The organism is Pseudomonas indica NBRC 103045, assembly GCF_002091635.1.
GTDB classification, from domain to species: domain Bacteria; phylum Pseudomonadota; class Gammaproteobacteria; order Pseudomonadales; family Pseudomonadaceae; genus Pseudomonas_M; species Pseudomonas_M indica.
Genome location: NZ_BDAC01000004.1, coordinates 209,181 through 234,384 on the forward strand (window position 1 = coordinate 209,181; position 25,204 = coordinate 234,384).

General features: G+C 66.7%; 25 protein-coding genes. 14 read left to right on the top strand and 11 right to left on the bottom strand.

From position 1 onward, the window contains the following. Positions 1–3 precede the first annotated feature (3 nt). Positions 4–858 carry a pirin family protein gene (locus tag PIN01S_RS07280; protein ID WP_084334826.1) on the top strand — a complete coding sequence of 285 codons (855 nt, stop codon included), beginning with the start codon at positions 4–6 and terminating at the stop codon, positions 856–858. Between the two features lie 192 nt (positions 859–1,050). Here PIN01S_RS07280 and PIN01S_RS07285 read toward each other — a convergent pair whose 3' ends face one another. Next, positions 1,051–2,253: a patatin-like phospholipase family protein gene (locus PIN01S_RS07285; RefSeq protein ID WP_084334828.1), complete on the bottom strand. Its 1,203-nt coding sequence runs from the start codon at positions 2,251–2,253 to the stop codon at positions 1,051–1,053. Positions 2,254–2,291: 38 nt separating this feature from the next. Continuing rightward, the gene (locus PIN01S_RS07290) at positions 2,292–3,227 is read right to left on the bottom strand and encodes a lipid A biosynthesis lauroyl acyltransferase (RefSeq protein WP_084334830.1); all 936 of its coding nucleotides are present in this window, start codon (positions 3,225–3,227) and stop codon (positions 2,292–2,294) included. A gap of 111 nt (positions 3,228–3,338) precedes the next feature. Here PIN01S_RS07290 and minC point away from each other — a divergent pair, with 111 nt between their 5' ends. The 5 genes from minC (at position 3,339) to PIN01S_RS07315 (ending at position 7,334) form a co-directional block, all read left to right on the top strand. After that, positions 3,339–4,082, top strand: coding sequence for a septum site-determining protein MinC (minC, locus tag PIN01S_RS07295; protein WP_084334832.1), 744 nt, complete (start codon positions 3,339–3,341; stop codon positions 4,080–4,082). A 97-nt stretch (positions 4,083–4,179) separates the two neighbouring features. After that, the gene (minD, locus tag PIN01S_RS07300) at positions 4,180–4,995 is read left to right on the top strand and encodes a septum site-determining protein MinD (RefSeq protein ID WP_084334834.1); all 816 of its coding nucleotides are present in this window, start codon (positions 4,180–4,182) and stop codon (positions 4,993–4,995) included. Further along, complete coding sequence (gene minE / locus PIN01S_RS07305; RefSeq protein ID WP_084334836.1) at positions 4,992–5,246, top strand: cell division topological specificity factor MinE; 255 nt, start codon at positions 4,992–4,994, stop codon at positions 5,244–5,246. Before minD ends, minE begins: the two co-directional genes overlap by 4 nt. Before the next feature lie 57 nt (positions 5,247–5,303). Next, on the top strand, positions 5,304–5,939 hold the full coding sequence (locus tag PIN01S_RS07310) for an RluA family pseudouridine synthase (protein WP_084334838.1): 636 nt from the start codon (positions 5,304–5,306) through the stop codon (positions 5,937–5,939). 105 nt (positions 5,940–6,044) lie between these two features. Further along, complete coding sequence (locus tag PIN01S_RS07315) at positions 6,045–7,334, top strand: M18 family aminopeptidase (RefSeq protein ID WP_084334840.1); 1,290 nt, start codon at positions 6,045–6,047, stop codon at positions 7,332–7,334. Positions 7,335–7,383: 49 nt separating this feature from the next. On the opposite strand, the gene PIN01S_RS07320 is transcribed toward PIN01S_RS07315, so the two are convergent. After that, positions 7,384–8,103 carry a UTRA domain-containing protein gene (locus tag PIN01S_RS07320; protein WP_084334842.1) on the bottom strand — a complete coding sequence of 240 codons (720 nt, stop codon included), beginning with the start codon at positions 8,101–8,103 and terminating at the stop codon, positions 7,384–7,386. A gap of 337 nt (positions 8,104–8,440) precedes the next feature. On the opposite strand from PIN01S_RS07320, the gene PIN01S_RS07325 reads away from it, so the two are divergent. From PIN01S_RS07325 to PIN01S_RS07355, 7 genes are all read left to right on the top strand, one after another. After that, complete coding sequence (locus PIN01S_RS07325; RefSeq protein WP_084334844.1) at positions 8,441–9,499, top strand: ABC transporter substrate-binding protein; 1,059 nt, start codon at positions 8,441–8,443, stop codon at positions 9,497–9,499. Positions 9,500–9,554: 55 nt separating this feature from the next. Beyond that, positions 9,555–10,361 (top strand): alkaline phosphatase family protein, encoded by an 807-nt coding sequence (locus PIN01S_RS07330; RefSeq protein WP_084334846.1) that lies wholly within the window; start codon positions 9,555–9,557, stop codon positions 10,359–10,361. Continuing rightward, complete coding sequence (locus PIN01S_RS07335) at positions 10,358–11,269, top strand: ABC transporter permease (protein ID WP_084334848.1); 912 nt, start codon at positions 10,358–10,360, stop codon at positions 11,267–11,269. The genes PIN01S_RS07330 and PIN01S_RS07335 overlap by 4 nt, the downstream gene beginning before the upstream one ends. Beyond that, positions 11,256–12,053: an ABC transporter permease gene (locus PIN01S_RS07340; RefSeq protein WP_084334849.1), complete on the top strand. Its 798-nt coding sequence runs from the start codon at positions 11,256–11,258 to the stop codon at positions 12,051–12,053. The genes PIN01S_RS07335 and PIN01S_RS07340 overlap by 14 nt, the downstream gene beginning before the upstream one ends. After that, a complete protein-coding gene (locus PIN01S_RS07345) occupies positions 12,050–13,039 on the top strand; it encodes an ABC transporter ATP-binding protein (protein ID WP_084334851.1) in 990 nt (329 codons plus the stop codon). Before PIN01S_RS07340 ends, PIN01S_RS07345 begins: the two co-directional genes overlap by 4 nt. Then, a complete protein-coding gene (locus PIN01S_RS07350; protein WP_084334852.1) occupies positions 13,040–13,693 on the top strand; it encodes an HAD family hydrolase in 654 nt (217 codons plus the stop codon). Positions 13,694–13,957: 264 nt separating this feature from the next. Next, on the top strand, positions 13,958–14,362 hold the full coding sequence (locus PIN01S_RS07355; protein ID WP_084334854.1) for a nuclear transport factor 2 family protein: 405 nt from the start codon (positions 13,958–13,960) through the stop codon (positions 14,360–14,362). Positions 14,363–14,637: 275 nt separating this feature from the next. Here PIN01S_RS07355 and PIN01S_RS07360 read toward each other — a convergent pair whose 3' ends face one another. From PIN01S_RS07360 to moeB, 8 genes are all read right to left on the bottom strand, one after another. After that, the gene (locus PIN01S_RS07360) at positions 14,638–15,738 is read right to left on the bottom strand and encodes a hypothetical protein (protein ID WP_084334856.1); all 1,101 of its coding nucleotides are present in this window, start codon (positions 15,736–15,738) and stop codon (positions 14,638–14,640) included. After that, positions 15,735–16,967 carry an MFS transporter gene (locus tag PIN01S_RS07365; protein ID WP_084334858.1) on the bottom strand — a complete coding sequence of 411 codons (1,233 nt, stop codon included), beginning with the start codon at positions 16,965–16,967 and terminating at the stop codon, positions 15,735–15,737. Before PIN01S_RS07365 ends, PIN01S_RS07360 begins: the two co-directional genes overlap by 4 nt. A gap of 12 nt (positions 16,968–16,979) precedes the next feature. Next, a complete protein-coding gene (locus PIN01S_RS07370; RefSeq protein ID WP_084334860.1) occupies positions 16,980–18,194 on the bottom strand; it encodes an acyl-CoA dehydrogenase family protein in 1,215 nt (404 codons plus the stop codon). A gap of 55 nt (positions 18,195–18,249) precedes the next feature. Further along, a complete protein-coding gene (locus PIN01S_RS07375; protein WP_084334862.1) occupies positions 18,250–19,899 on the bottom strand; it encodes an AMP-binding protein in 1,650 nt (549 codons plus the stop codon). Next, entirely contained in the window at positions 19,896–21,755 is a 1,860-nt protein-coding gene (locus PIN01S_RS07380; protein WP_084334864.1) for a CoA transferase, read from the bottom strand. Before PIN01S_RS07380 ends, PIN01S_RS07375 begins: the two co-directional genes overlap by 4 nt. 217 nt (positions 21,756–21,972) lie before the next feature. Continuing rightward, complete coding sequence (locus PIN01S_RS07385) at positions 21,973–22,251, bottom strand: MoaD/ThiS family protein (protein ID WP_084334866.1); 279 nt, start codon at positions 22,249–22,251, stop codon at positions 21,973–21,975. A gap of 57 nt (positions 22,252–22,308) precedes the next feature. Further along, positions 22,309–22,740, bottom strand: coding sequence for a M67 family metallopeptidase (locus tag PIN01S_RS07390; RefSeq protein WP_084334867.1), 432 nt, complete (start codon positions 22,738–22,740; stop codon positions 22,309–22,311). 38 nt (positions 22,741–22,778) lie between these two features. Then, complete coding sequence (gene moeB / locus PIN01S_RS07395) at positions 22,779–23,951, bottom strand: molybdopterin-synthase adenylyltransferase MoeB (protein ID WP_084334869.1); 1,173 nt, start codon at positions 23,949–23,951, stop codon at positions 22,779–22,781. A gap of 287 nt (positions 23,952–24,238) precedes the next feature. Here moeB and PIN01S_RS07400 point away from each other — a divergent pair, with 287 nt between their 5' ends. After that, positions 24,239–25,165, top strand: coding sequence for an SAM-dependent methyltransferase (locus PIN01S_RS07400; RefSeq protein WP_084334871.1), 927 nt, complete (start codon positions 24,239–24,241; stop codon positions 25,163–25,165). Positions 25,166–25,204: the final 39 nt, after the last annotated feature.

The window sequence follows — 25,204 nt, forward strand, 5'->3', positions numbered from 1 at the left end:
CTGATGAGCCTGTTCCGTACCCTGCAATCCGTACACCTTGGCCATCCCGCATCCGATGGCGCCGGGGTGCGCCTGACCCGAGTCTTCGGTGGCACCGGCGTCGAGCGCTTCGATCCTTTCCTCATGCTCGACGAGTTCGGCTCGGAGAACCCCGACGATTACATCGCCGGCTTCCCGCCGCACCCGCACCGGGGCTTCGAAACCATCACCTACATGCTCGAGGGGCGCATGCGTCACGAAGACCACCTGGGCAATGTCGGCCGGCTGGAAAGCGGTGGCGTGCAATGGATGACCGCCGCGCGCGGCATCATCCACAGCGAGATGCCCGAGCAGGAACAAGGTGTAATGCGTGGCTTCCAGCTCTGGCTGAACCTGCCGGGCAAGGACAAGCTGGGCGAGCCCGGCTATCGTGACTTCGCGCCCGGCGAGATTCCGTCCGTACGAACCGCCGCTGGCGTCGAGGCTCGGGTGATCGCCGGCCGCTTCGAGGAAGGCGAGCTGAGCCAGGACGGCGCCGTGCAACGTCCGCACAGCGAACCCTACCTGTTCGACCTGCACCTGCCGGCCGGCAGCCAGGTCGCCCCTCGCCTGCCGGATGGGCACCGGGTCATGCTCTACGTCTATGAGGGAGAGGTGCAGCTCGATGGCGATGCACCAAAGGCGCTTTCGACCCGCCAACTGGCCCGCCTGTCCGAACAGGGCGAACTGCGCCTGAGCAGCGCAGCCGGCGCCCGCGTATTGCTGATTGCCGGCAAGCCGCTGGGCGAACCCATCGTCCAGTACGGCCCCTTCGTCATGAACAGCCGCGAGGAAATCGAACAGGCCTTGCGGGATTACCGGGACGGTACGTTGGCGTAGGAAGGCAGCCGGATTCCCGGATTGCGCTGGCGCTTTTCGGTTTGTATGTACGGACTCTGCGAATTGCGAATGGATTCGCTCCCGCAGGAAGATTCGAAGGCCTTGCAGGAGCCAGCTCTGCTGGCGAAATGGATCAATACAAGAGCATCGCCAGCAAAGCTGGCTCCTACGAGCACTACTCTAGGGGCGAACTCATTCGCCCAAGGCGACCTCGACGGGCGGCGGAACCCGTGCCAGGCCGAGGAAGCCGATCAACGCCTCCTTCTGGCTCATCGCGTCCTGGTAACCCAACTCGATCAACTCGTTGCAGTAACCCGACTCGAACAGCAGGTAGCTGAGCACACTGGCGCCGCTGGCCTTGGTTGCGCCGGGGCCACGCAGGAACAGGCGCAGGGCGCGGGGCAGCTCGTGATGGTGGCGGGCGGCGATCTGGTCCAGCGGCTGGCTCGGCGAAATCACCAGCACCTCGACCGGCTTCAACCCCAGCCCCCGTGGATGCAGCCCGCTCGGCACCAGCCGGCTCATGTGGTTGAGCCGTTCGAGCAGTTCGATGTCGCCTTCCAGACTGTCGATGAAGGTGCTGTTGAGCATATGCCCGCCGATCTGCGCCAGGGTCGGCGGCCGGCCACTCTGTGGGCGCGGCAGCACGCTGTTGGCGTCCCGCCCCAGCGGATTGCCGCTGACGCCCACCACCAGCACCCGGTTGGCCCCGAGATGCAGGGCCGGGCTGATCGGCGCCGACTGGCGCACCGCACCGTCGCCGAAATACTCGCGGTTTAGCTTCACCGGCGGAAACAGCAGCGGGATCGCCGCGCTGGCCATCAGGTGTTCCGCCGTCAGCCGGGTCGGCACCCCGACCCGACGATGACGGAACCAGGGATCGATGGTCGCCCGCCCTTGGTAGAAGGTCACCGCCTGGCCCGACTCGTAACCGAACGCCGTCACCGCCACCGCACGCAACTGACGACGCGCCACGGCCGCAGCGATGCCGCTGAAATCGATCTCCCGCTCCAGCAGGTCACGCAGCGGGGCGTTGTTCAGCAGCGCCACCGGCACCTGCGAACCCAGGCCGAGCAGACTATGGCCAATGAACCGGCTGGCCTGGCGCAATACGCCGGGCCAGTCGCTGCGGTACACCTGATGGGTGCGGAAGCCCTGCCAGACGGCGGTCAGCCGGCGGATCGCCTCGGTGAAGTGCAAGGCCCCGCAGGCCAACCCCACCGCATTGATAGCACCGGCCGAGGTGCCGACGATCACCGGGAACGGATTATGCGCGGCGTCCGGCAGCAGGTCGGCGATGGCCGACAACACCCCCACCTGATAGGCAGCCCGCGATCCACCACCGGAAAGGATCAGCCCGGTAACGGATTTGGCGGATTCGTCGACTGCACTCATGGCGGATTCCGGACCTTGTTGTTTCGAGTATAGGAGTGCTAGCGGTCGCGCTTGTCATACAGCTTCGGCTCGCCCGGCGGCCGCGTCTTGAAGCGCCGGTGCGCCCACAGGTACTGCTCCGGCTGCTCGCGCAACACCGTTTCGATCCACTGGTTGATGCGCAGGCAATCGGCTTCTTCGCTCTCGCCGGGGAAATCGGCCAGGGGCGGATGGACCACCAGCCGGTAGCCGGAACCGTCGGCCAGCCGCGTCTGGGTGAACGGCACGACGCGGGCCTTGCCCAGGCGGGCGAACTTGGTGGTGGCGGTCACGGTGGCGGCGGGAATGCCGAACAGCGGGACGAACAGGCTCTGCTTGGCGCCGTAGTCCTGGTCGGGCGCATACCAGATGGCACGCCCGGCGCGCAGCACCTTAAGCATGGCGCGCACGTCCTCGCGCTCGATGGCGGTCGCATCCGGGTTATGCCGCTCGCGGCCGCGCCGCTGGATGAAATCGAACACCGGATTCTTGTGCTCGCGGTACATGCCGTCGATGGTATGCCGTTGGCCGAGCAGCGCAGCGCCGATCTCCAGGGTAGTGAAGTGCAGGGACATGAGGATCACCCCCTGCCCTTCGGCCTGGGCCTGCTTCAGATGCTCCAGCCCCTCGACATGGGCCAGCCGCGCCAGACGCGCCCGCGGCCACCACCAGCTCATGGCCATTTCGAAGAAGGCGATGCCGGTGGAGGCGAAGTTTTCCCGCAGCAGGCGCTCACGCTCCGCCGGAGCCTTTTCCGGGAAGCAGAGTTCCAGATTCTTTGCCGCGATCCGTCGCCGCGAACCGGCCACCCGGTACATCAGCGCGCCGAGCAAGCGTCCGAGCAGGAGCAATACCCGGTAGGGCAACTGCGACACCAGCCAGAGCAGCCCGAAGCCGATCCACAGCAGCCAGAAGCGCGGATGGAGGAACGAAGCGCGGAAAGAAGGACGATCCATGGACGAAACCGGACGAACGACAAAGCCGGGCATTCTACAGGACTGCATCCGGCTTGCGGCCCATCGGTGTTCTGGTTATAAGTCCTCGCCATTCATTGCAGTGGGCCGACCATGAGCCAAGCCGATCTCCTCGACCAAGACCCCGTCTTCCAGCTCAAAGGCAGCATGCTGGCCATCACCGTGATGGAGCTGGCGCACAACGACCTCGAGCGCCTCGACCGGCAACTCACCGCCAAGGTCGCCCAGGCCCCCAACTTCTTCCAGAACACCCCGCTGGTGCTGGCGCTGGACAAGCTGCCGCTGGGCGAAGGCGCCCTCGAACTGCCGGCCCTGATGGACGTCTGCCGCCGTCACGGCCTGCGCACCCTGGCGGTGCGCGCCAGCCGCGAGGAAGACATCGCCGCCGCCAACGCCCTCGACCTGCCGGTGCTGCCGCCCTCCGGCGCCCGCGAAAAGCCCCTCGACCCGCTCGAAGGCGCTCCCAGGAAGCCGGAAAAACCGGAAAAACCCGCCGAACCCGAATTCCGCCCGAGCAAGGTGATCACCACCCCGATCCGCGGCGGCCAGCAGGTCTACGCCCAGGGCGGCGACCTGATCGTCCTGGCGCCGGTAAGCGCCGGTGCGGAACTTCTCGCCGATGGCAACATCCATGTCTACGCGCCGATGAGAGGGCGCGCCCTGGCAGGCATCAAGGGCAACGCCCAGGCCCGGATCTTCTGCCAGCAGCTCGCCGCCGAACTGGTCTCCGTAGCCGGCCAGTACAAGGTCGCCGAGGACCTCAGACGCGACCCGCTGTGGGGCAGAGCGGTACAGGTCAGCCTGTCGGGAGACGTGTTGAACATCACCCGCCTTTAACGGATACTGCCGCGAATTTTCAAGGACCTGAATGGGAACCGGAGCCGTAAATTTCGCTCGTAAGTTCCTGCTTTTCTTTACTTTGGGGTGAATCACCTTGGCCAAGATCCTCGTAGTCACTTCCGGCAAGGGTGGCGTCGGTAAAACCACCACCAGCGCCGCCATCGGTACCGGCCTCGCCCTGCGTGGGCACAAGACCGTCATCGTCGACTTCGACGTCGGCCTGCGTAATCTCGACCTGATCATGGGCTGCGAGCGCCGCGTGGTGTATGACTTCGTCAACGTGATCAACGGCGAAGCCACCCTCACCCAGGCCCTGATCAAGGACAAGCGCCTCGAAAACCTGTACGTACTGGCCGCCAGCCAGACACGCGACAAGGACGCGCTGACCCAGGAAGGCGTCGAGAAAGTCATCAACGAACTGCGGGAAAACTTCGAATACGTCGTCTGCGACTCGCCGGCCGGTATCGAAAAAGGCGCCCACCTGGCCATGTACTTCGCCGACGAGGCGATCGTCGTGACCAACCCGGAAGTCTCCTCCGTGCGCGACTCCGACCGTATGCTCGGCCTGCTGGCCAGTAAGTCGCGCCGCGCCGAGAAAGGCGAAGAACCGATCAAGGAACACCTGCTGCTCACCCGCTACCACCCCGAGCGCGTGACCAAGGGCGAGATGCTCGGCGTGGAAGACGTCGAAGAAATCCTCGCCATCCGCCTGCTCGGCGTGATCCCGGAATCCCAGGCCGTGCTCAAGGCCTCCAACCAGGGTATCCCGGTGATCCTCGACGAACAGAGCGACGCCGGCCAGGCGTACAGCGACGCGGTCGACCGACTGCTCGGCAAGGAAAAGCCGCATCGCTTCCTCGACGTACAGAAGAAAGGACTCTTGCAACGGCTGTTTGGAGGACGTGAATGAACATTTTCGACTTCTTTCGTGAGCGCAAGAAGGAATCCACGGCGTCCATCGCGAAAGAGCGTCTGCAGATCATCGTCGCCCACGAGCGCGGCCAGCGCAGCCAGCCGGATTACCTGCCCGCCTTGCAGAAGGAACTGGTCGAGGTCATCCGCAAGTACGTCAACATCAACCAGCAGGACGTGCACGTCGCCCTGGAAAACCAGGGAAGCTGCTCGATCCTCGAACTTAACATCACCCTGCCGGATCGCTGATCCCCGCAGGTGACACGACGGCGGCCCCTGGCCGCCGTCGCCGTTTCCGGGCCAATCATGCCGCTGTCGAACATCCAGATCCTCCACCAGGACGCCGCGCTCCTGGTGATCAACAAACCGACCCTGCTGCTCTCTGTCCCCGGCCGCGCCGAAGACAACCGCGACTGCCTGGTGACCCGCCTGCAGGAAAACGGCTACCCGGAAGCACGCATCGTCCACCGCCTGGACTGGGAAACCTCCGGCCTCATCGTCCTCGCCCGCGATGCCGACAGCCACCGCGAACTGTCGCGCCAGTTCCACGACCGCGAGACCGAAAAGGCCTACACCGCCCTCTGCTGGGGCGAGCCCGAACTGGACAGCGGGCGCATCGAACTGCCGCTGCGCTACGACCCGCCGACCAAGCCACGCCACGTGGTCGACCACGAACTGGGCCGCCATGCCCTCACCTTCTGGCGCGTGCTGGAACGCTGCGGCCACTACAGCCGCGTCGAACTCACCCCCATCACCGGCCGCTCCCACCAGTTGCGCGTGCACATGCTCGCCATCGGCCATCCCCTGCTGGGCGACCGCCTCTACGCCCACGAACAGGCCCTGGCCGCCCACGACCGCCTCTGCCTGCACGCCAGCCTGCTCGCCTTCACCCACCCGCAGAGCGGCGAGCGTTTGCGCTTCGAGTGTCCGGCGCCGTTTTGATCCCAGGCGAGGCCTGGCGCTCACGCTGCTCCAACCTGAGCACCTGCTCCTGCAACCCCCGGCGCAATCCGATAAACTCGCCGGCATTGCTGCCTGGAGCCCGTTATGCGCGAAAAGCTGAACCAAGGCCTGATCGATTTCCTCAAGGCCTCGCCCACGCCCTTCCATGCCACCGACAGCCTGGCCATGCGCCTCGAGGCGGCCGGTTACAAGCATCTGGACGAGCGCGAGCCGTGGGTCGCCGAGCCCGGCGGCCGCTATTACGTCACCCGCAATGATTCTTCCATCGTCGCCGTGAAGCTCGGCCGGCGCCCGCCCGTCGAAGGCGGCATGCGCCTGATCGGCGCCCACACCGATAGCCCCTGCCTGCGCGTCAAGCCGCAGCCGGAGCTGCAGCGCCAGGGCTTCTGGCAACTCGGCGTGGAGGTGTACGGCGGTGCCTTGCTGGCGCCCTGGTTCGACCGCGACCTGTCCCTCGCCGGTCGGGTGACCTTCCGCCATGCCGGCAAGGTGGAAAGCCAGCTCATCGACTTCAAGAACCCCATCGCGATCATTCCCAACCTGGCCATCCACCTCAACCGCGAGGCCAACCAGGGTTGGGCGATCAACGCGCAAACCGAATTGCCACCGATCCTCGCCCAGGTGGTGGGTGACGAGGGCGCCGATTTCCGCGATCTGCTCGCCGACCAGTTGACCCTGGAGCACGGCCTCAGTGCCGACACGGTGCTGGATTACGAACTGAGCTTCTACGACACCCAGAGCGCCGCGGTGATCGGCCTCAACGGCGACTTCATCGCCGGCGCGCGGCTGGACAATCTGCTCTCCTGCTATGCCGGTTTGCAGGCATTGCTGGCCGCCGAAGGCGACGAGACCTGCGTGCTGGTGTGCAACGACCACGAGGAAGTAGGCTCCTGCTCCGCCTGCGGCGCCGACGGCCCCATGCTGGAACAGGTGCTGCGCCGCCTGTTGCCGGAATGCGATGCCTTCACCCGCATCATCCAGAAGTCCCTGCTGGTCTCCGCCGACAACGCCCATGGCGTGCACCCCAACTATGCCGACAAGCACGACGGCAACCACGGCCCGAAGCTCAACGCCGGCCCGGTAATCAAGGTGAACAGCAACCAGCGCTACGCCACCAGCAGCGAAACCGCCGGTTTCTTCCGCCACCTGTGCCTGGAAAACGAAGTGCCGGTGCAGAGCTTCGTGGTGCGCAGCGACATGGCCTGCGGCTCCACCATCGGCCCGATCACCGCCAGCCAGCTCGGCGTGCGCACCGTCGATATCGGCCTGCCGACCTTCGCCATGCACTCCATCCGCGAACTGGCCGGCAGCCACGACCTGGCGCATCTGGTGAAGGTACTCACGGCGTTCTATTCCTGCCCGGATTTGCCGTGAGCAGGTAAGGGAGAAGCGTGAGGAGTGAGGGGTAAAACGCACCCGCTCCTCACCCCTCCGGCACCTCCACCTGCACATGAATGGCGTCGTGCCGCCAGAACTCCAGATCGCAATCGATGATGCGCCCGTGCTGGTCGCGGTTGATCCGGGTAATGCGCAAGGCCGGGCTGCCGGCGGCCACCCGCAGGGCCGCGGCCGCTTCCGGTTGGAGCGCGGTCGGCACCATGTCGAAGCGCACCCGGCCGTAATGGATGCCGTACTCGCTGGCATACAGCTCGGTGAGCGAGCGCGTCAGGTCGAAGTCGAGAATGCCGGGAAAGTAGGCCGGGTTCAGGTAGTGCTCGACGTAGAGCACCAACCGTCCGTCGATACGCCGGGCACGACGGATCTGGATCACCCGGGATAGCGCCGGCAACCCCAGCACATCGCAGATATCCGCGCTGGCCGGCTGCAGGCGGGCGGACAGCACGTCGGTGGCCGGCACCCGCCCCTGCTCGCCGACCATGGCGTGGAAGTGGCTGCGCACCAGGGGGTTGTAGGCCACCCGTGGCGGCGAGACGAACCAGCCGCGGCGCTCCTCGCGGTAGATCAACCCCTGCGCTTCCAGTTGCCCCAGGGCCTCGCGCAGAGTGATCCGCGTGGTATCGAACAGCTCGCTGAGCTTGCGCTCGGCCGGCAGCTTGCTGCCCGGCGCCAGCAGGCCGTGGCCGATCTGCTCCTCCAGCGCACGGCAGATGGCGGTAACAGTACGCGGCGCTTCCTCGCGCATCGATGTTCCTCTTTTGGACTAGTCCAGCTCCAGAAAGGAGCGTTCCAACGGGTCCTGAAAAGCTCCGAAGCCCGCCGACATGCTAGGAAGCCTAGATGACCGATACATGACAGCAGGGTTTCTAGCACGCCATATGCCAGGCCCATTCCTGCGGCGACCCCTTGCGGATCGGCCGTTACAGCCATGGTCTACGCTTCATGGGCGCACCGGCACGGTTCCCGAACGAGAAGGCCCCGGCCCGTGGCGCGACATCAAACTGTCATCCAACGGGCCTAGATTGGCCTGGGTCTTGCTGATCTAGACCACATAAAACACAACTGCGCGAAAGGAGCTTCGAATGAAACGCCTGCTGCTGGCTTCACTGTTGGGATCGGCCATTGCCATGGGTACCTCGGCGATGGCAGCGGAAGGAGATGTACAGGCCCTGGAAAAAGCGGCCCGTGCCGAAGGCGAAGTGAACAGCGTCGGCATGCCCGACAGCTGGGCCAACTGGAAGGACACCTGGGCCGACCTGGCGAAGCAATACGGCCTCAAGCACATGGACACGGACATGAGCTCGGCGCAGGAAATCGCCAAATTCGCCGCCGAGAAAGACAACGCCACCGCCGACATCGGCGACGTCGGTGCCGCCTTCGGCCCCATCGCCGTGCAACAGGACGTGACCCAGCCCTACAAGCCGACCACCTGGGAACAGATTCCCGACTGGGCCAAGGACAAGGACGGCCACTGGATGCTGGCCTACACCGGCTCCATCGCCTTCATCGTCAACAAGCAACTGGTCAAGGACATCCCCACCTCCTGGGCCGAGTTGAAGAAAGGCAAGTACAAGGTCGCCATCGGGGACGTCAGCGCCGCCGCCCAGGCGGTGAACGGCGTGCTGGCCGCCGCCATCGCCAATGGCGGCGACGAGAAGAACATCCAGCCGGGCCTGGACTTCTTCGCCGAGATCGCCGAGCAGGGCCGCCTGTCGCTGTCCAACCCGACCATCCAGACCCTGGAGAAGGGCGAAGTGGAAGTCGGCGTGGTCTGGGACTTCAACGGTCTTTCCTACCGCGACCAGATCGACCCCAGCCGCTTTGAAGTGCTGATCCCGTCCGACGGCTCGGTGATCTCCGGCTACACCACCATCATCAACAAGTACGCCAAGCACCCGAACGCCGCCAAGCTGGCCCGCGAGTACATCCTCTCCGACGCCGGCCAGATCAACCTGGCCAAGGGCAATGCCCGACCGATCCGCGCCGAGCACCTGACCCTGCCGGAGGACGTGAAGGCCAAGCTGCTGCCCAACGCGCAGTACGCCAAGGTCCAGCCGATCAAGGACGCCGCCGCCTGGGAAGCGACCTCCAAAGCCCTGCCGCAACTGTGGCAGGAAAACGTGATCATCAACATGCAGTAAGCGGACACGGGCGGGCGCGGCGCATGCCGCCTCCGCCCTGCCCCACGGGAATCCGATGAAACGCAAAGTCATCCTGGTACTGCTGGATGGTCTGAACCACGACGTGGCCCGCCACGCCATGGGCCACCTCCTGGCCTGGTGCGAAGCCGGCCGCGCGGCGCTGTACGGGCTCGTCTGCGAGCTGCCCTCGCTGTCCCGCCCGCTCTATGAATGCATCCTCACCGGCGTACGGCCGATCGACAGCGGCATCGTCCATAACGACGTGGTGCGGCTGTCCAGCCAACGCAGCATCTTCCATTACGCCCACGATGCCGGCCTGACCACCGCCGCCGCGGCCTATCACTGGATCAGCGAGCTGTACAACCGCGCGCCCTTCCAGGCTGCCCGCGACCGCCACACCGAGGCGCCGGGCCTGCCGATCCAGCATGGCCACTTTTACTACGCCGACCACTACCCGGATTCGCACCTGTTCGCCGACGCGGAAAGCCTGCGCCTGCGCCATGCGCCCGATTTCCTCCTGGTGCATCCGATGAACATCGACGACGCCGGTCACCACCACGGCCTCGACTCACCGCAGTACCGCAACAGCGCGCGACGTGCCGACATCCTGCTGGCCGAGTACCTGCAGGCCTGGCTCGACGCCGGCTACCAGGTCCTGGTAACCGCCGACCATGGAATGAACAACGACCGCTCCCACAACGGCCTGCTCGCCGAGGAACGCGACGTGCCGCTGTTCGTGATCGGCGATGCCTTCAGCCTGGACCCCGGCGCGCAGCCGGAGCAGACCGAGCTGTGCGGCACCGTCTGCGAGCTGCTCGGCGTGCCCCACGACAAACCCTCCTGCCGGGAACTGCTGAGATGAGCGCCACCCTCGAACAGAGCCCGAAGATTCCCGGCGAAGCCGAGCCTGCCGCCGTCCGCGCACGCACCACCCCGCGTCTGCGCGGCAAATGGCTCGCGGCGCTGTGCCTGCTGCCATTCGCCGTGTTCTTCTTCGTTTTCCAGATCGCGCCCCTGCTGTGGGTCGCGATCCACAGCCTGAACACCGCCGACGGCTGGGGACTGGGTAATTTCCAGAAGATCTTCGCTTCGAAGTTCTACCTCCAGGCGATCAAGCACAGCCTGCAGATTTCCTTCTGGTCGAGCCTGTTCGGCATCCTCATCGCCATCCTCGGCAGCTATTCGCTGAGGCAAGTGGACTCGAAGCTGCGTGACTTCGTCATGGCCTTTTCCAACATGACCAGCAACTTCGCCGGCGTGCCGCTGGCCTTCGCCTTCATCATCCTGCTCGGCTTCAATGGCGCGCTGACCCTGCTGCTGAAGAAGCTGGGGGTGATCGAGGACTTCAACCTCTATTCGAAGACCGGCCTGATCGTGCTCTACACCTACTTCCAGATTCCCCTCGGCGTGCTGCTGCTCTACCCGGCCTTCGACGCCCTGCGCGAGGACTGGCGCGAATCGGCCGCGCTGCTCGGCGCCGGCACCTGGCAGTTCTGGCGCCACATCGGCCTGCCGGTGCTGACCCCGGCGCTGCTCGGAACCTTCGTCATCCTGCTGGCCAACGCCCTCGGTGCCTACGCCACGGTCTATTACCTCACCACCGGCAACTTCAACGTGCTGCCGATCCGCATCGCCGGGCTGGTGGCCGGCGACATCTCTCTCGACCCGAACCTGGCCAGCGCCCTGGCCATGGTGCTGGTGGGCCTGATGGCGCTGATCACCGTGGTCCATCAGCTGTTGCTGAAGAGGAGCTACCATGTCGCGCGCTGAGGCCAAACCGGCGGCGCTCTACCACCGCACGGTGGTCTACGTGCTGTTCCTGATCCTGCTCCTGCCGCTGGCCGGTACCCTGCTCTATTCGCTGTCCACCAGTTGGTCGGCGACCATCCTGCCGGACGGGCTGACCTTCAAGTGGTACCTGCAACTGTGGAGCGACGAGCGCTTCCTGCGTGCCTTCGGCCAGTCGCTGCTGGTGTGCTTCGGCGCCCTGGCCCTGGCAGTGGTGCTGATCCTGCCGCTGCTGTTCGTGGTGCACTACCATTTCCCGCGGCTCGACGCCCTGATGAACATCCTCATCCTGCTGCCCTTCGCGGTGCCGCCGGTGGTGTCCTCGGTGGGCCTGCTGCAACTCTACGGCTCAGGCCCGCTGCCCATGATCGGCACGCCCTGGATCCTGATCGGCAGCTACTTCACCATCGCCCTGCCCTTCATGTACCGGGCGATCACCAACAACCTCCAGGCAATCAACCTGCGCGACCTGATGGACGCTGCCCACCTGCTCGGCGCCAGCACCTGGAAGGCCGCGTTCCTGGTGGTGCTGCCGAACCTGCGCAAGGGCCTGATGGTCTCGCTGTTCCTGTCGTTCTCCTTCCTGTTCGGCGAGTTCGTCTTCGCCAACCTACTGGTGGGCACCCGCTACGAGACCCTGCAGGTCTACCTGAACAACATGAAAAACAGCAGCGGCCATTTCAACAGCGCGCTGGTGATCTCCTACTTCTTCTTCGTCCTGGTCTTCACCTGGGCCGCCAACCGTCTGAACAAGGACAAGACATGAGCTTCCTTTCCATCCGGGGCCTGCACAAAAGCTACGGCGCCACGCCCATCTTCCGCAACATCGACTGCGAGATCGGCAAGAGCGAGTTCGTCACCCTGCTCGGCCCGTCCGGCTGCGGCAAGTCGACCCTGCTGCGCTGCATCGCCGGGCTGACCGACGTGAACGGCGGCCAGATCCTCCTCGACGGCCAGGACCTGGTGCCGCTGTCGCCGCAGAAGCGCGGCATCGGCATGGTGTTCCAGAGCTATGCGCTGTTCCCCAACATGACCGTGCAGCAGAACGTCGCCTTCGGCCTGCGCATGCAGAAGGCCGTCGGCAGCGAAATGCAGAAACGCGTGGCCGAGGCGCTGGCCCTGGTGGAACTGAGCGACTTCGCCGAGCGCTACCCGAGCCAGCTCTCCGGCGGCCAGTGCCAGCGCGTCGCCCTGGCCCGCTCGCTGGTCACCCGACCACGCCTGCTGCTGCTCGACGAACCGCTCTCCGCCCTCGACGCGCGCATCCGCAAGCACCTGCGCGAGCAGATCCGCAGCATCCAGCAGGAGCTGGGCCTGACCACTGTTTTCGTCACCCACGACCAGGAAGAAGCCCTGACCCTGTCCGACCGCATCTTCCTGATGAACGCCGGCCGGATCGTCCAGAGCGGCGACGCGGAAACCCTCTACACCGCACCGGTGGATGCGTTCGCCGCCGGCTTCATCGGCAACTACAACCTGCTCGACGCCGACAGCGCCAGCCGCCTGCTGGCCCGTCCGGTGCACAGCCGCGTGGCGATCCGCCCGGAAGCCATCCAGTTGGGCGAGGCCGGCGTCATCGATGCCGAAGTGCGCGGCCACAGCCTGCTCGGCAACGTCATCCGCTACCGGGTGGAAGCCCGTGGCGTGGAACTGGTGGTGGATGTGCTCAACCGCTCGGCCGCCGACCTCCACGCCAGCGGCCAGCGCATCGGCCTGACCATCGACAGCACCGCCATCCGCGAGGTGGCCTGAATGCCGCTCGCCATTTTCGACCTCGACGAAACCCTGATCGACGGCGACTGCGCCAGCCTGTGGAGCCGGGAAATGGCCCGGCTCGGCTGGGTGGACGAGGAATCCTTCCTGCGCAAGGATGCCGAACTCATGGCCGAGTACGCCTTCGGCAAGCTGGCCATGGAAGACTACATGGCTTTCAGCCTGGCCCCGCTGGTCGGCCGCAGCCGCGAAGAAGTGGATTACGTGGTGGCGCCCTTCGTCGAGGAGGTCATCGAACCGCTGATCTTCAGCGACGCCATGCGCTGTGTGGCCGCCCACCGCGCCGCCGGCGACCGCATTCTGATCGTTTCCGCCTCCGCCGAATTCCTGGTCAGCGCCATCGCCGAGCGGCTGGGCGTCGATGAGGTGCTGGCCATCGACGTGGAAGAACAGCACGGCTTCCTCACCGGCCGCACCCAGGGCGTGCTCACCTACCGCGACGGCAAGGTGCAACGGCTGGAAGCCTGGCTCGCCGAACAGGGCGAGAGCCTGGATGGCGCGCACTTCTACTCCGACTCGCGCAACGACCTGCCGCTGCTGACGCGGGTGGACTTCCCCCATGTGGTCAACCCCGACCCGGTGCTGCATGAACATGCGGAGCGAGCCGGCTGGCCGATACTCGATTGGAGTTGAGGTGGGGATGAGCCAAGCCCTTCGCTTTCCCGGATTGCGCTGAGGCTTATCCGGACTACGTCCGTGTAGGGGCGAATTCATTCGCCCAACGAAACACCGCGGGCGGTGGATTGCCCAAGTGTAGGAGCGAGCTCTGCTCGCGAATGGGACCACACAAAAGCTTCGCCAGCAGGGCTGGCTCCTACGAAAAGCGGGTCAAAAACGCTCGCCGATTCCGCTTGAGCGCCTACACTGACCCGGTCGCCGATAGTCCTGGAGCACCCCATGAACGCAGCCGACAACAAGCGACGCCTGCAGCATGTCTTCGCGGAAACGGCCAACGGCAACGGCCGCCCCTTCATCGACTGCCTGTCGGATGATGTGCGCTGGACCATCATCGGCTCGACGGCCTGGTCCAGAACCTACGAAGGGAAAGCGGACGTCATCGGGAATCTGCTCAAGCCTCTGGGTGCCCAACTGGGCAACCGCAATGTCATCGTCCCGCTGCGCTTCATCGCCGAGGACGATCTGGTCGTGGTCGAAGCCCAAGGTCGGAATACGACACAGGCCGGCACGCCATACCACAACAGCTACTGCTGGGTCTGCCGCATGTCCGGGGGACGGATCGTCGAGATGACCGAGTACGCGGACACCCAGCTCATCGACTGCGTATTGCAGAGCCCTGGATAGGGCCGTCCCCACCCCGCTCGCCAGGTTGCCCGTGTAGGGCACCTCTAAAAACTACCTGCGTTGTCATCACTGCGTTAAAAACAAGCTCGAATGCGAGCCCAGGCTAGGCGCCCCCATCAAAATGCTCATTTACAGCTCGTAAAGTCGAATGCGACCCCAGTCGCTTTTTCGCTTGTTTTTGTGGGGCCGCCGAGGCCTTGTGCTGACTGCCTCGCCTACGTTTTTAGAGGTGCCCTGTAGGGGCGAATTCATTCGCCCGCAGCGCCCCGTCCCACTCAGAAGTCCAGCGCTCCCATGCGTCCATCCAGCACCAGCAGCGCGGCGAGGAGGAAGAAGCTGGAGCAGGCCGACTCCACCAGCACCTCGCCTTCGCGGGTGCGGTAGCGCATGCCGCCGAAGAGGCCCGGTGTCGCGCCGCCGACCGTGACGTACCGGCTGCGCACCACCGCCGCCAGCAGACGCTCGGCGTGTTCGCACCAGGGCTCGAGCTGGCCGGGCTGGCCGTCGAGGCCGAGCATGGCCAGGGCGGCGATCACCGCGGCGGAGGGATCGTCGCCTGCGTCGGGGTGGTCCAGGCGGTTCGCCGGCAAGGGTTCGGGGCGCGTTTCCAGCCAGTATTCGCAGGCCCGTCGCGCCTCCGTCAGGAAGGGTTCGCCATAGAGCCCGGCGGCCTGGACCAACCCGAGCATCGCCCAGGCCTGGCCACGCGACCACAGCCCTGCCTGCTCCTCCGGCACTACCCGTTCCTCCCGGCAGTGCACGCTGCCGCAGTAGGCGCCGCGCCAGGTGCCGCAGGCGGCCAGGGTGCCTTGAAGGTGCTGGCCGGCAAGATCGCGCACAGCGCACTGCGGATGCCGCGCCAGCAGACGCAGGGTCGGGGCCAGGGTGTCGATGGCGATGCGCCGGTCGCCCTCCGGCCCGCCGCCCATGTCGGTGCCCAAGGGAATGCAGCCGAGCGCGCGACTGAAGGCCGCCGCCATAGCCGCACCGGCCTGGTCCAGCAGTTGACGGGACTCGAGATGATCGAACCAGAGCGCCCCCGGTGCCAGGCCGTACCAGAAGATCATGCTGCGGTTGAGGGTCGGCGCCTCCAGCTTGGACGCCAGCCGCCGGCCGATCCGAATCGCCTTGTCGCGGTCCGAAGAAGCGCCGGTGACCCGGGCCCGAAGCCACCAGAGCCCGGCCCAGAAACCGCCCAGCCAGGACCCACCGGACGATACCGACCAGCGATCCTCCAGCCCCGGCGAGTACAGCGGAAAATCCTCGCCGCAGGCCCGCTCGATCCCCTCCAGGCGCAGCAGCAGCGAGTCGATGGTCCGGGTACGCTCCGCCCGGCTCAGCGTGGCCGAGGTAACCTCATGCAGCATGCCGTTCATTTCGCCCCCGCCGGACTGGAAAACGCTTCGGCCCCACCCTCGGACGAACGCCGCACCCGCGCCAGCAACAGCGCCAGCAGGCAACCCAGCACCAGCACGCCGACCAGCGCGGTCCAGGCGCCATCGAAGCCCCAGGGACCGGCGGACAGCGCGCCGAAACTCGGCGGACCAAAGGCGAAGCCGCCGAAGAAGCCCACCGAAAGCATGCCCGCCGAAGTGGCCGGAGTACCGAAGGCGCGGTCGCGCAGCAGCATGCTCATGGCGATGGCGTTGGTGGCCACCGCCGTCAGGCCGATGCCGATGGTCCCGGCCCAGAGCATCCAATGCCGCTCCGGGGTCGCCTGCGCGGTCACGCCGATGGCGCAGGCGGCCAGGGCCAGGAGGATCAGCAGCAGCCAGGATTCGTCACGCATCCGTCCGCCAATGGGCGTGAGCACCACGCGGGCTAGGATGCCCATTACGCCGAATACCGCCACCAAGCTGCCGGCCACGACCGAGGACATGCCTTGGCGGGTGGCGAACACGCCGAGGAAGGTGATGTAGGCGGACAACGCGACACCCGCGCAAAGCTGGATCGCCATCAGCAGCGCCAGCACCCGGCTCGGCCGGGCCAGGCCAAAGCTGGCCGGCTTGCCCGCTGCCGCCTTCGGCGCGATGCGCGGGGCGCCCAGGGCCAGCAGCAGGCCCAGCGGTACCAGCAGCAACAAGGCCGCGCGCCAACCGAACTGCTGGGCGATGCCGGGCAGCACCAGCCCGGCGAACAGCGCCGCGACCTGCACCCCCGCCTGCTTCAGGCCCACCACCGCCGCCTTTTTCTGCGGCGGCACCCGTTCGGCGATCAGCAGGTTGGTCGCCGGGTTGGACAGGGCCTGAGCGATGCCGCACACCGCCACCGCCAGCACCACCCCGCCGAAGCCGGGCGCCACGCCGATCAGGCCGTAGGCCAGGGTCGCCACCAGAAACAGCAGCGCCAGCGCACGCCGGGAGCCCAGGCGATTGACCAGCGGCCCGGCCCACAACGACAGCAGTGCGGCGAAACCGAAGGCGCTCATGGTCAGGTAGCCGAGCCAGCCGGGCGCCACGCCCAGGTCCGCCACCAGGAACGGACCGAGGGTGCCGATGGCGTAGAAGATCAGCATCGGCAGCGCCATCGCGCCGGTCAGCACGGTACGCAGCAGGAAGGCATCCAGCGCGCTGTCGGCGGCCGGCGGGGAAGTGTCGGGGGTCATGGCATTACCTCGTTACTGCGCTGCCGGGGTTCCGGACAGCGACGGCCAGTCGAAATCCAGGCTGTCCGCGTCCTGGTAGGCATCCAGCAGGCGGCGGCCGACCGCGCTGACCAGGGCGTCGTCGGTGCCGTCGAGGATGTGCGTGGCGCGTGCCGCCCGGTAGATGCCGGACAGCGGCGTCAGGCTGCTCAGCCCCTCGGCGCCGTAGACCTGGATCGCCGAATCCACCGCCCGGCTGAGCGCCTGGGAGGCGGCGACCTTGGCCACGTTGACCTCGATGGCGTTGGCCACCCTGGCATCGAACTTGCGCGCCGCGTCGCGCAGCAGGCCACGGGCGCTGGCGATAGCCTGGTAGGCCTCGAACACGCGCAGACGCACCAGTTGCTTGTCACCCAGCCGCGCCTGCTCGCCGCGCGCCGAACGGATGCGCGTGCACATCAGGTCGAAGCTGCGTTGCGCCAGGCCCAGCCAGTGCACGGCACGCAGCAGGCGGCCGAGGCCGAGACGCTCCTGCATCAGCGCCAGGCCGGCACCGGGCTGGCCGAGCAGGTTGTGCCGGGGTACGCGCACGCCGTCGAAGACGATCTCGCACTGGCCCTGGAAGCGGCCGAGGATGTCCACCTCGCGGGCGATGGAGAAGCCGGGAGCATCGGTGGGCACCAGGATCATCGACAGCGCCCCGTCCACGCCGGCGCCGTCGGTACGCGCCACCACGGTGACGAAGGTGGCGCGGTCGGCGCGGCAGATGAACCACTTGCGCCCGTCCAGGCGCCAGTGGTCGCCCTCCGCCGTGGCGGTGGTGGCGATGGTCGCCGGAATCGAGCCGATGCTGTCCGGCTCGGACATGCCGTAGGCGGACACCCCCTCCCCGGTGAGCAACGACGCAAGGAAGGCGGCGCGGATTTCCGCACCGCCGTGGCGCGTCAGCATGTGCGTGTCGAGGGCGAGTTCCGTGCCGAAGATCGCCCCGCCGTACTCGGAGCGCCCCTCCTGCTCGGCCACCGTCAGGTACGCCTCCAGGCTGCTCATCCGGCCCGGGTAGAACAGGCCCCAGAGACCCTGCTCGCGGGCAGCGGCGGTCAGTTCGTCCTGGCAGGCCCTGGCGCTCTCGCGCGGGCCGGCCAGTTCGGCTTCGCGGGGCAGGATGCGCTCGTCGACGAACGCCCGGACCCGCTTCGCCAGTTCCTGTGCGTCCTCGGCGGGACGCGATTGCAATGGCTGGTTCATGTTCGGTTCCTCAGAGGGTGTAAAAAATCGAGGCAAGAGTTTTTTTCACACCCTCTCAGCAGGCGATGCCCACACCGCTTTCGAGGAAGGCGACTTCGGCGGCCAGCGCCTTCTTGTCCACCTTGCCGGCCGGGCTCAGCGGCAGGTGCCGGTAGAAGCGCAGGTACTCGGGCAGCTTGTTCACCTCCAGCCCCTGCTGGCGCAGATAGTCGGTCAGTTCGGCGAGGGAGAAGCGCGGCGCGCCCTCGCGTAGGGTCACGCAGATGCACACGCGCTGGCCGAGGTCCGGGTCCGGCACCGGTACGCAGGCGGCGCTGACCACGTCGGGATGGCCGGTGGCGAGCATCTCGATCTGCACCGGGCTGATGTTCTGCCCGCCACGGATGATGATGTCCTTCTTGCGCCCGGCCAGGACCAGGTAACCGTCGCGGTCGATGTAGCCGAGGTCGCCGGTGCATACCCAGCCTTCGGCGTCGCGGTAGCGGGCGTCCAGCTCCGGCGCATTGACGTATTGCATCGGGCTCAACGGTCCGCGCGCCTTAATCTCGCCGACCTCGCCCTGGGGCAGCTCGACGCCCTGATCGTCGACGATGCGGATCTCGCAGACGCTCGGGTTGGGCCGGCCGACGCTGCGCAGCACCACCTCCAGCGGATCGTCCAGGGTGTTGTGGCAGTTCACCCCGTCGGCCGAGCCGTACAGGCTGATGAAGCCGCAGCCGAATGCCTCGACGCAGCGGCGCACGCTGGCCTCGTCGATCAGCGAACCACCGCTGATCAGGCCGACCAGGCTGGATTTGTCCACCTCGGCCAGCAGCGGATCGGCGGCGATGCGCTGGAGCATGGTGGGCACACCGAGGATGTGGGTGGGACGCAGGGTCTCGATGGCGCGAATCGCCGCCGGCACGTCGAACTTCGGCAGGACGACGATGGAGCCGCCCAGCCAGGACAGGCTGCCGAAGGTGGCGGTGGAACCGAACGAGGAGCCCAGCGGCACCAGGTACATGCCCCGGAAGCTCTCGCCGTCCTCATGCAGGCGCTGGAGGAAGCGGCCACGGCCGCCGACCAGGGCGTTGTGCGAGTAGGCCACCAGCTTCGGCTCCGATTCGGTGCCGGAAGACACCAGCAGGCGCACCGGCGAGTTCGGGCAGACCTTGGGCAGCGTCTCGGTGCCCAGCGGCTCGGCATCCATCAGGCGATCCAGCGACGACCAGCCGCGCCGTGCCTCGCCCTCGACGATGAGGATGCGCAGCGACAGCAGGGTCGGACGCAGGGACTCGATCAGCTCGCACAGGTCGATGCCGCCGAACTCGGCCGGCACCACCACCGCGCGGGCGTCGCAGCGGCGCAGCAGGGATTCGATGTCCAGCCGCCCGCGCCCCGGCGGGAACGGCGCCACCACTGCGCCGAGGGCGGCGGCGGCCAGGTCGATGGCACAGCAGCGCCAACTGTTGGTGAGCTGGTAGGCGACCACGTCACCCGGCACGATGCCCTGTGCGCGCAGGCCGGCGGCCAGGCGCAGGGAGCGGTCGAGCAGTTCGCCGTAGCTGATGCTCTCCTCCGGCGACAGCACGGCGAGCTTCTCGGGATGACGCTCCGCATGCTGGCGGAACAGTTGGAAAACCGATTTGTTCGGGTAGGTTCCATTGCGCACCCACTCGCGGCGCACGTCCATGGGAACCAGATCGATGATGCCTGTGTTGTTCATGTGAAACTCCAGGGAGACTTGACCAGGGTGTAGGCTTCCGTACGCAAACACGGCGCTATCCGCCCGTCTTCGTGAACTGCCGACAGGTCTTCTCGAACGGCGGAAGCGGCCAGGCCGAACTCCCGCAAAAGGCTTTGCCAGGCCTGCGCATCGCGCGACGCCAGGCAGCGGACGATCTGCTCGTCGCGCAGCGCCGGCTCCGCATCCAGCGGGCAATCCAGGGCATAGCGCAGGCGCTCCACTTCGGCTGCATCGCGGCATTCGATGGCCAGCAGCCCGGCTGCGGTGGGGTAGACCCCGGCGACGGGCGGCTCGACCGGCGCCTTGCCGTCGCGCAGGGCCAGCAATTCGGTGGTGCACAGCAGGGTCGCGGCGCCGAGCAGCGAGCTGTCGACCCGCCCCGCCTCGCCGCGCAGTCCGCGCTTGAGCAACGCCACGCTGACGCCCTGGGCGGCGACCACGCCGCCCAGCACGTCCAGCACGGTGAACAGCGATCCGCCGGCACTGGCCGAACGGCGGGCGATCTGCCGGGCGACGCCGGAATACGCCTGCACCATGAAGTCGGTGCCGGGCATGGCGTGCAGGCGGGCATCCTCGCCCCAACCGCCGGCATAGGCGTAGATCAGCGCCGGATTGACCCGCGCCAGGTCGGCGTGATCCAGGTTCAGTTCGGCGGCCTTACCCGGCGCCCAGTTGTGCAGGAAAACGTCGGCCTGGCTGGCCAGCTCCAGCAGCTCGGCGCGGCCACGGGCCGACTTGATGTCCAGCTCGCACACCTGCTTGTGGCGGTTCAGTGCGTCGAAGCGCACCGAGCAGCCATCCACCAGGGGCGGCATGCCGCGCAGCGGGTCGCCGCCGGGCAGCTCGATGCGGATCACCTCGGCGCCGAGCAGCGCCAGCAGGTGACCGGCCAGCGGCCCCTGGATGCGCCGGCAGGACTCGATCACCCGCAGGCCGCTCAGCGGCAGGTCGCCGCGCCCGCCCAGGGTGGTCGGCGGCAGGCCGCTGGTGCCGGGGGTGAAATGCCAGGGACCGTGCTCCAGCAACAGCGGCAGGTCGTCGTCTTCCAGCCGCTCGATCAGGCTGCGCAGCGGGCAGATGGACAACCCGGCCTCGGCGCAGCGCTCGGCGATCACCGCATAGGGCAGCCGCGACAGCGCCTCCATCAACTCTGCCGGCATCGGCGAAACCGCCTTGGCATAGCGCAGCAGGAAGGCGCTCCAGCCCTTGCCGGCCAACTCGCCGGGGATGCCGAGACCGTTCCAGAAGCGCCGCCAGGGTTCGGCATCCAGGGTCTCCAGCTCGAACACCACGCCATCGGCGGAGGTGAATGGCGGACGCTCACGCGGCGAGGTACAGCCGGGCAGCAGCCGCTCGGCCCCTTCCGGCGCGGTGGCACCGGCCAGGTACTGGCCGATGGCGAGGGTCGCGGCGCCGGCCAGGGAGACATCCACCCGGGTGTGGCCGCTGCCACGCAGTTGGCCGATGGCCGCGGCGAAGGTGCCTTGCAGGGCCAGGCTGGCGGCCAGGGTGGACACGTAGTCCACCCCCAGCGGCCGCGCCCCGCCGCTGGCGCGGCCATGCACGGCCATCAGCCCGGAGGCGGCCTGTACGGTCAGTTCGCTGGCACCGTCCGGACGGCCGTCGGCCCAGCCGAGCAGGCGCCCAGCGATGGGCGCAAGACCCGGCACCTCGAAGCGGAAATCCAGCCCGTCGGCACAGGTGCCAGGCTGGAAGACCACGCCGATGCCCAGGGCACCTGCCTGGTTGAACACAGCCGATGCCGCGGGGGCGAAGGCCGCCGGGACATGAGCGAAAGCGCCGGACAGCGTGCATCCGGCCAGGGGAAAGGTCATAAGGTTCACGCCGAATCGATCCATGAAAAAACCCGCGTGCCGACTACGGCACGTGGCCACCAATCAATGAAGAGCGGTAAACCTGTTCACGATCTCGCGAGCTAGAGCCAGGCAAGGCAAAAATGGCTGAGGAAGCGGAGTTTGCTGGCTGCAAATGAGCATTCCGAAGCCATTTTTAACGCAGCATGGCCGACGCGCAGCAGATCGTGGGCAGGTTTCAGCCACCGGCGACGGCGGGCAGGATGCTCACGTTGTCGCCATCCTTCAGCGCCGTACCCAGGTTGTCGGCGAAGCGGATGTCGTTGTCGTTCACGTAGACATTGACGAAACGGTGCATCTCGCCGCCGTCCAGCAGACGCTCCTTGATGCCGGGATACTGGCTGTCCATGCGCTCGATGAGCTCGCGTACGGTGGCGCCTTCGATCTCGATGCGCTTCTGGTCCTGGGTCAGCGGACGCAGCAGGGTGGGAATGGAAACGGAAACGGAAACGGGCATGCCTGACTCCTTGGGGCCTGTTGGCGAAAAACGATGGGATGAAGAAAAAGGTCCGGCTCAGCCGGCCAGGGCGGTGGGGTACTGCGCCACGGCCTGGATGGTTTCCTCGGTGGCCTTGCCGTCGACGATGCGGAAGCTGCGCACCGGCGCACCGGCGTTCTCGGCGGTGCAGAGAATCACGTAGTGCGCCTGGGGTTCACCGGCGAGCCGGATATCGTCGCGGCTGGGGTAGCCGGCCGAATGGGTATGCGAGTGGTAGATCACGCACGGCTCTTCGCCGAGCGCCTCCATCTCCCGCCAGACCCGCAGTTGTTCCTGCGGGTCGAACTGGAAGAAGGTCTCCGACTGCGCGACGTTGCGCATCGGAATCATCCGGGTCGGCCGCCTGGAGCCGATCGGCCCGGCGATCACGCCGCAGGTTTCGATCGGGTGGTCCTCGCGCGCCTGGGCGAGCATGGCGTCGAGCAGTTCGGAAAGAATGATCAGCATGGCGTCCTTACTCCCGTGGTCGGGTGGTCCTGATCGAGTCAATAGCTGGGCAGCGTCGTATCCACGTCGCGGACCCAGGCGAGAATCCCGCCTTCCAGATTGCGCACGTCGCTGAAGCCCAGGCGTTGCAGTTCCAGCAGCACCGCCTTGGAGCGCAGCCCGCTCTTGCAGTGCAGGATCAGCGGGGTGTCCTTGCCGAAGCGCGCCTCGATCTCGCGGGCGAGCGACGGGCTCTTCGGCATGTGCCGGGCGCCGTCGATATGCACGATGTCCCACTCGGTGCGTTCGCGGACGTCGATCACCTCGTGATGCGCCCCCCGCTCGCGCAGCGCCTTCAGCTCGACGGCGCTGATCGAGGGGATGTCCGAATCCTGCACACCGAGAGGCCGGTTCAGGCCGCAGAAGACCTGGTAGTCGCTCAGCTCGGTGATCGACTTGCGATCCGGGGCGCGGCGCAGGGCGATCTGCCGGTAGGTCATGTCCAGGGCGTCGTAGACCATCAGCCGGCCGAGCAGCGGTTCGCCGATGCCGGTGATCAGCTTCACCGCCTCGGTGGCCATGATCGAACCGATGGAGGCGCAGAGAATCCCCAGCACCCCGCCCTCGGAGCAGGACGGCGCCAGTTCCGGCGGTGGCGGCTCGGGGTAGAGGTCACGGTAGTTGAGGCCGACGCCACCGGGCGCGTCCTCCCAGAACACCGAAGCCTGCCCCTCGAAACGGAAGATCGAGCCCCACACGTAGGGTTTGCCGGCCAGCACGCAGGCATCGTTGACCAGGTAGCGGGTGGCGAAGTTGTCGGTACCGTCGAGGATCAGGTCGTACTGCGCGAACAGTTGCACGGCCATTTCCGGTTCGAGGCGGTCGGTATGCAGTTCCAGGTTCACATGGGGGTTCAGCTCGCGGATCGCGGCGGCGGCGCTCTCGACCTTCAACTGGCCGACGGTGGAGACCTTGTGGATCACCTGGCGCTGCAGGTTCGATTCATCGACCACATCGAAGTCGATGATTCCCAGCGTGCCGACCCCGGCTGCGGCCAGATAGAGCAATGCCGGCGAGCCCAGGCCACCGGCGCCGATCACCAGCACCCTGGCGCTCTTGAGACGGCGCTGGCCGTCCACGCCCACATCCGGAATCAGCAGGTGCCGGCTGTAGCGGACAACCTCTTCCTTGCTCAACGTCGCGGTGGGTTCAACCAAAGGTGGAAGTTTCATCATCGGGTCCCTGACTGTCTGAATGCGAAAGAGTCTCGAATAACGCCCCGGTCCGATCAATTGATGGCCCGGCCAAATTCGTATGCCGTCGGGACCTATTCATATGCAGGGCGGAGAGCCCTCCTCCACGGGACGGAATACCGCAAAAAAGCTGGCCTTTGGCCTGCTACCGCCCAGCGGCCGATGGTCCATCGGGGGCGAATATTTCGGTCGACTTCACGCCTTGGATTTGCCTACCCGGTCACACTGCCGCCGGACATTTCCCTTAACGGTATGGATGGCCTCCGATGAACACTCCGAACACGCCCCCACCCCGCGACAATCTGATTTCCCACGGCACCGGCGCATCCGCCGCCTTCGACGAGCGGCTACAGGCGATCGGCCTGCGCCTGCGCACGGCCGGCGACCACCCCAGCGCGACGGTCGAGCGCCAACTGCAGCTACTGGATGAACTGGCCGGAATCGAACTGGGCCGCTTCCTTCTCGAACATCGCGGTCTCGACGCCTACTGGACGCACCGCGTGGTGACCCACCTCCCCGGCGGCCAGACCGCCTCGCCGATGGAACGCTGGCTGCTCGAGCAGGCACCGTCCGCCCGGGCGACGCGCGAGCGCTTCGGTATTTTCCGCAGCCAATTGCAGGCCCTGCTCCGCCCGGGCGCGGTCATGGCATCGGTTCCCTGCGGGCTGATGGGCGAGTTGCTGTTGCTGGAGCACGGCCCCGATGTCCGCCTGATCGGCATCGACCTGGACCAGCAGGCCCTGGACGGCGCACGGAAACTGGCGGAGGAGCATGGCCTGACCGGCTCCCTCACGCTGCGTCGCGAAGACGCCTGGGCCCTGACGCTGAAAGAGGAAGCCGACGTGCTGGCGAGCAACGGCCTGAACGTCTACGAGCCGGACGACACGCGGGTCGTCGCGCTCTACCGCACCTTCTTCGATGCCCTGAAACCGGGCGGTACCCTGGTGACCAGCTTCCTCACGCCGCCGCCGGTACTGTCCCCGGAGTCCCCCTGGAGCATGGCGGAAATCGACCCCGAGGCGCTGGCCTTCCAGCAATTGGTGTTCATGCGGATCATCGAAGCCAAGTGGAACGCCTTCCGCACCCACGCCCAGACCCGCGCCCAGCTCGAAGAGGCCGGTTTCACCGACATCCGCTTCATCGACGACCGCGCCCGCCTGTTCCCCACCGTGGTGGCGAGCAAGCCGGCGTGAGTGGGCAATAGCAGGAAAGCCGCATAGCGGGCGAATGAA

What these genes read in the sequence shown, in the direction of transcription:
- PIN01S_RS07345 (WP_084334851.1), top strand. Translation starts at nt 12,050, where the DNA reads ATGAGCTTCCTTTCCATCCGGGGCCTGCACAAAAGCTACGGCGCCACG.
- PIN01S_RS07340 (WP_084334849.1), top strand. Translation starts at nt 11,256, where the DNA reads ATGTCGCGCGCTGAGGCCAAACCGGCGGCGCTCTACCACCGCACGGTG.
- PIN01S_RS07380 (WP_084334864.1), bottom strand. Translation starts at nt 21,755, where the DNA reads ATGACCTTTCCCCTGGCCGGATGCACGCTGTCCGGCGCTTTCGCTCAT.
- PIN01S_RS07330 (WP_084334846.1), top strand. Translation starts at nt 9,555, where the DNA reads ATGAAACGCAAAGTCATCCTGGTACTGCTGGATGGTCTGAACCACGAC.
- PIN01S_RS07290 (WP_084334830.1), bottom strand. Translation starts at nt 3,227, where the DNA reads ATGGATCGTCCTTCTTTCCGCGCTTCGTTCCTCCATCCGCGCTTCTGG.
- PIN01S_RS07370 (WP_084334860.1), bottom strand. Translation starts at nt 18,194, where the DNA reads ATGAACCAGCCATTGCAATCGCGTCCCGCCGAGGACGCACAGGAACTG.
- PIN01S_RS07375 (WP_084334862.1), bottom strand. Translation starts at nt 19,899, where the DNA reads ATGAACAACACAGGCATCATCGATCTGGTTCCCATGGACGTGCGCCGC.
- PIN01S_RS07355 (WP_084334854.1), top strand. Translation starts at nt 13,958, where the DNA reads ATGAACGCAGCCGACAACAAGCGACGCCTGCAGCATGTCTTCGCGGAA.
- PIN01S_RS07365 (WP_084334858.1), bottom strand. Translation starts at nt 16,967, where the DNA reads ATGACCCCCGACACTTCCCCGCCGGCCGCCGACAGCGCGCTGGATGCC.
- minC (WP_084334832.1), top strand. Translation starts at nt 3,339, where the DNA reads ATGAGCCAAGCCGATCTCCTCGACCAAGACCCCGTCTTCCAGCTCAAA.
- minE (WP_084334836.1), top strand. Translation starts at nt 4,992, where the DNA reads ATGAACATTTTCGACTTCTTTCGTGAGCGCAAGAAGGAATCCACGGCG.
- PIN01S_RS07400 (WP_084334871.1), top strand. Translation starts at nt 24,239, where the DNA reads ATGAACACTCCGAACACGCCCCCACCCCGCGACAATCTGATTTCCCAC.
- PIN01S_RS07325 (WP_084334844.1), top strand. Translation starts at nt 8,441, where the DNA reads ATGAAACGCCTGCTGCTGGCTTCACTGTTGGGATCGGCCATTGCCATG.
- PIN01S_RS07390 (WP_084334867.1), bottom strand. Translation starts at nt 22,740, where the DNA reads ATGCTGATCATTCTTTCCGAACTGCTCGACGCCATGCTCGCCCAGGCG.
- PIN01S_RS07285 (WP_084334828.1), bottom strand. Translation starts at nt 2,253, where the DNA reads ATGAGTGCAGTCGACGAATCCGCCAAATCCGTTACCGGGCTGATCCTT.
- PIN01S_RS07320 (WP_084334842.1), bottom strand. Translation starts at nt 8,103, where the DNA reads ATGCGCGAGGAAGCGCCGCGTACTGTTACCGCCATCTGCCGTGCGCTG.
- PIN01S_RS07310 (WP_084334838.1), top strand. Translation starts at nt 5,304, where the DNA reads ATGCCGCTGTCGAACATCCAGATCCTCCACCAGGACGCCGCGCTCCTG.
- moeB (WP_084334869.1), bottom strand. Translation starts at nt 23,951, where the DNA reads ATGAAACTTCCACCTTTGGTTGAACCCACCGCGACGTTGAGCAAGGAA.
- PIN01S_RS07385 (WP_084334866.1), bottom strand. Translation starts at nt 22,251, where the DNA reads ATGCCCGTTTCCGTTTCCGTTTCCATTCCCACCCTGCTGCGTCCGCTG.
- PIN01S_RS07315 (WP_084334840.1), top strand. Translation starts at nt 6,045, where the DNA reads ATGCGCGAAAAGCTGAACCAAGGCCTGATCGATTTCCTCAAGGCCTCG.
- PIN01S_RS07360 (WP_084334856.1), bottom strand. Translation starts at nt 15,738, where the DNA reads ATGAACGGCATGCTGCATGAGGTTACCTCGGCCACGCTGAGCCGGGCG.
- PIN01S_RS07280 (WP_084334826.1), top strand. Translation starts at nt 4, where the DNA reads ATGAGCCTGTTCCGTACCCTGCAATCCGTACACCTTGGCCATCCCGCA.
- PIN01S_RS07350 (WP_084334852.1), top strand. Translation starts at nt 13,040, where the DNA reads ATGCCGCTCGCCATTTTCGACCTCGACGAAACCCTGATCGACGGCGAC.
- PIN01S_RS07335 (WP_084334848.1), top strand. Translation starts at nt 10,358, where the DNA reads ATGAGCGCCACCCTCGAACAGAGCCCGAAGATTCCCGGCGAAGCCGAG.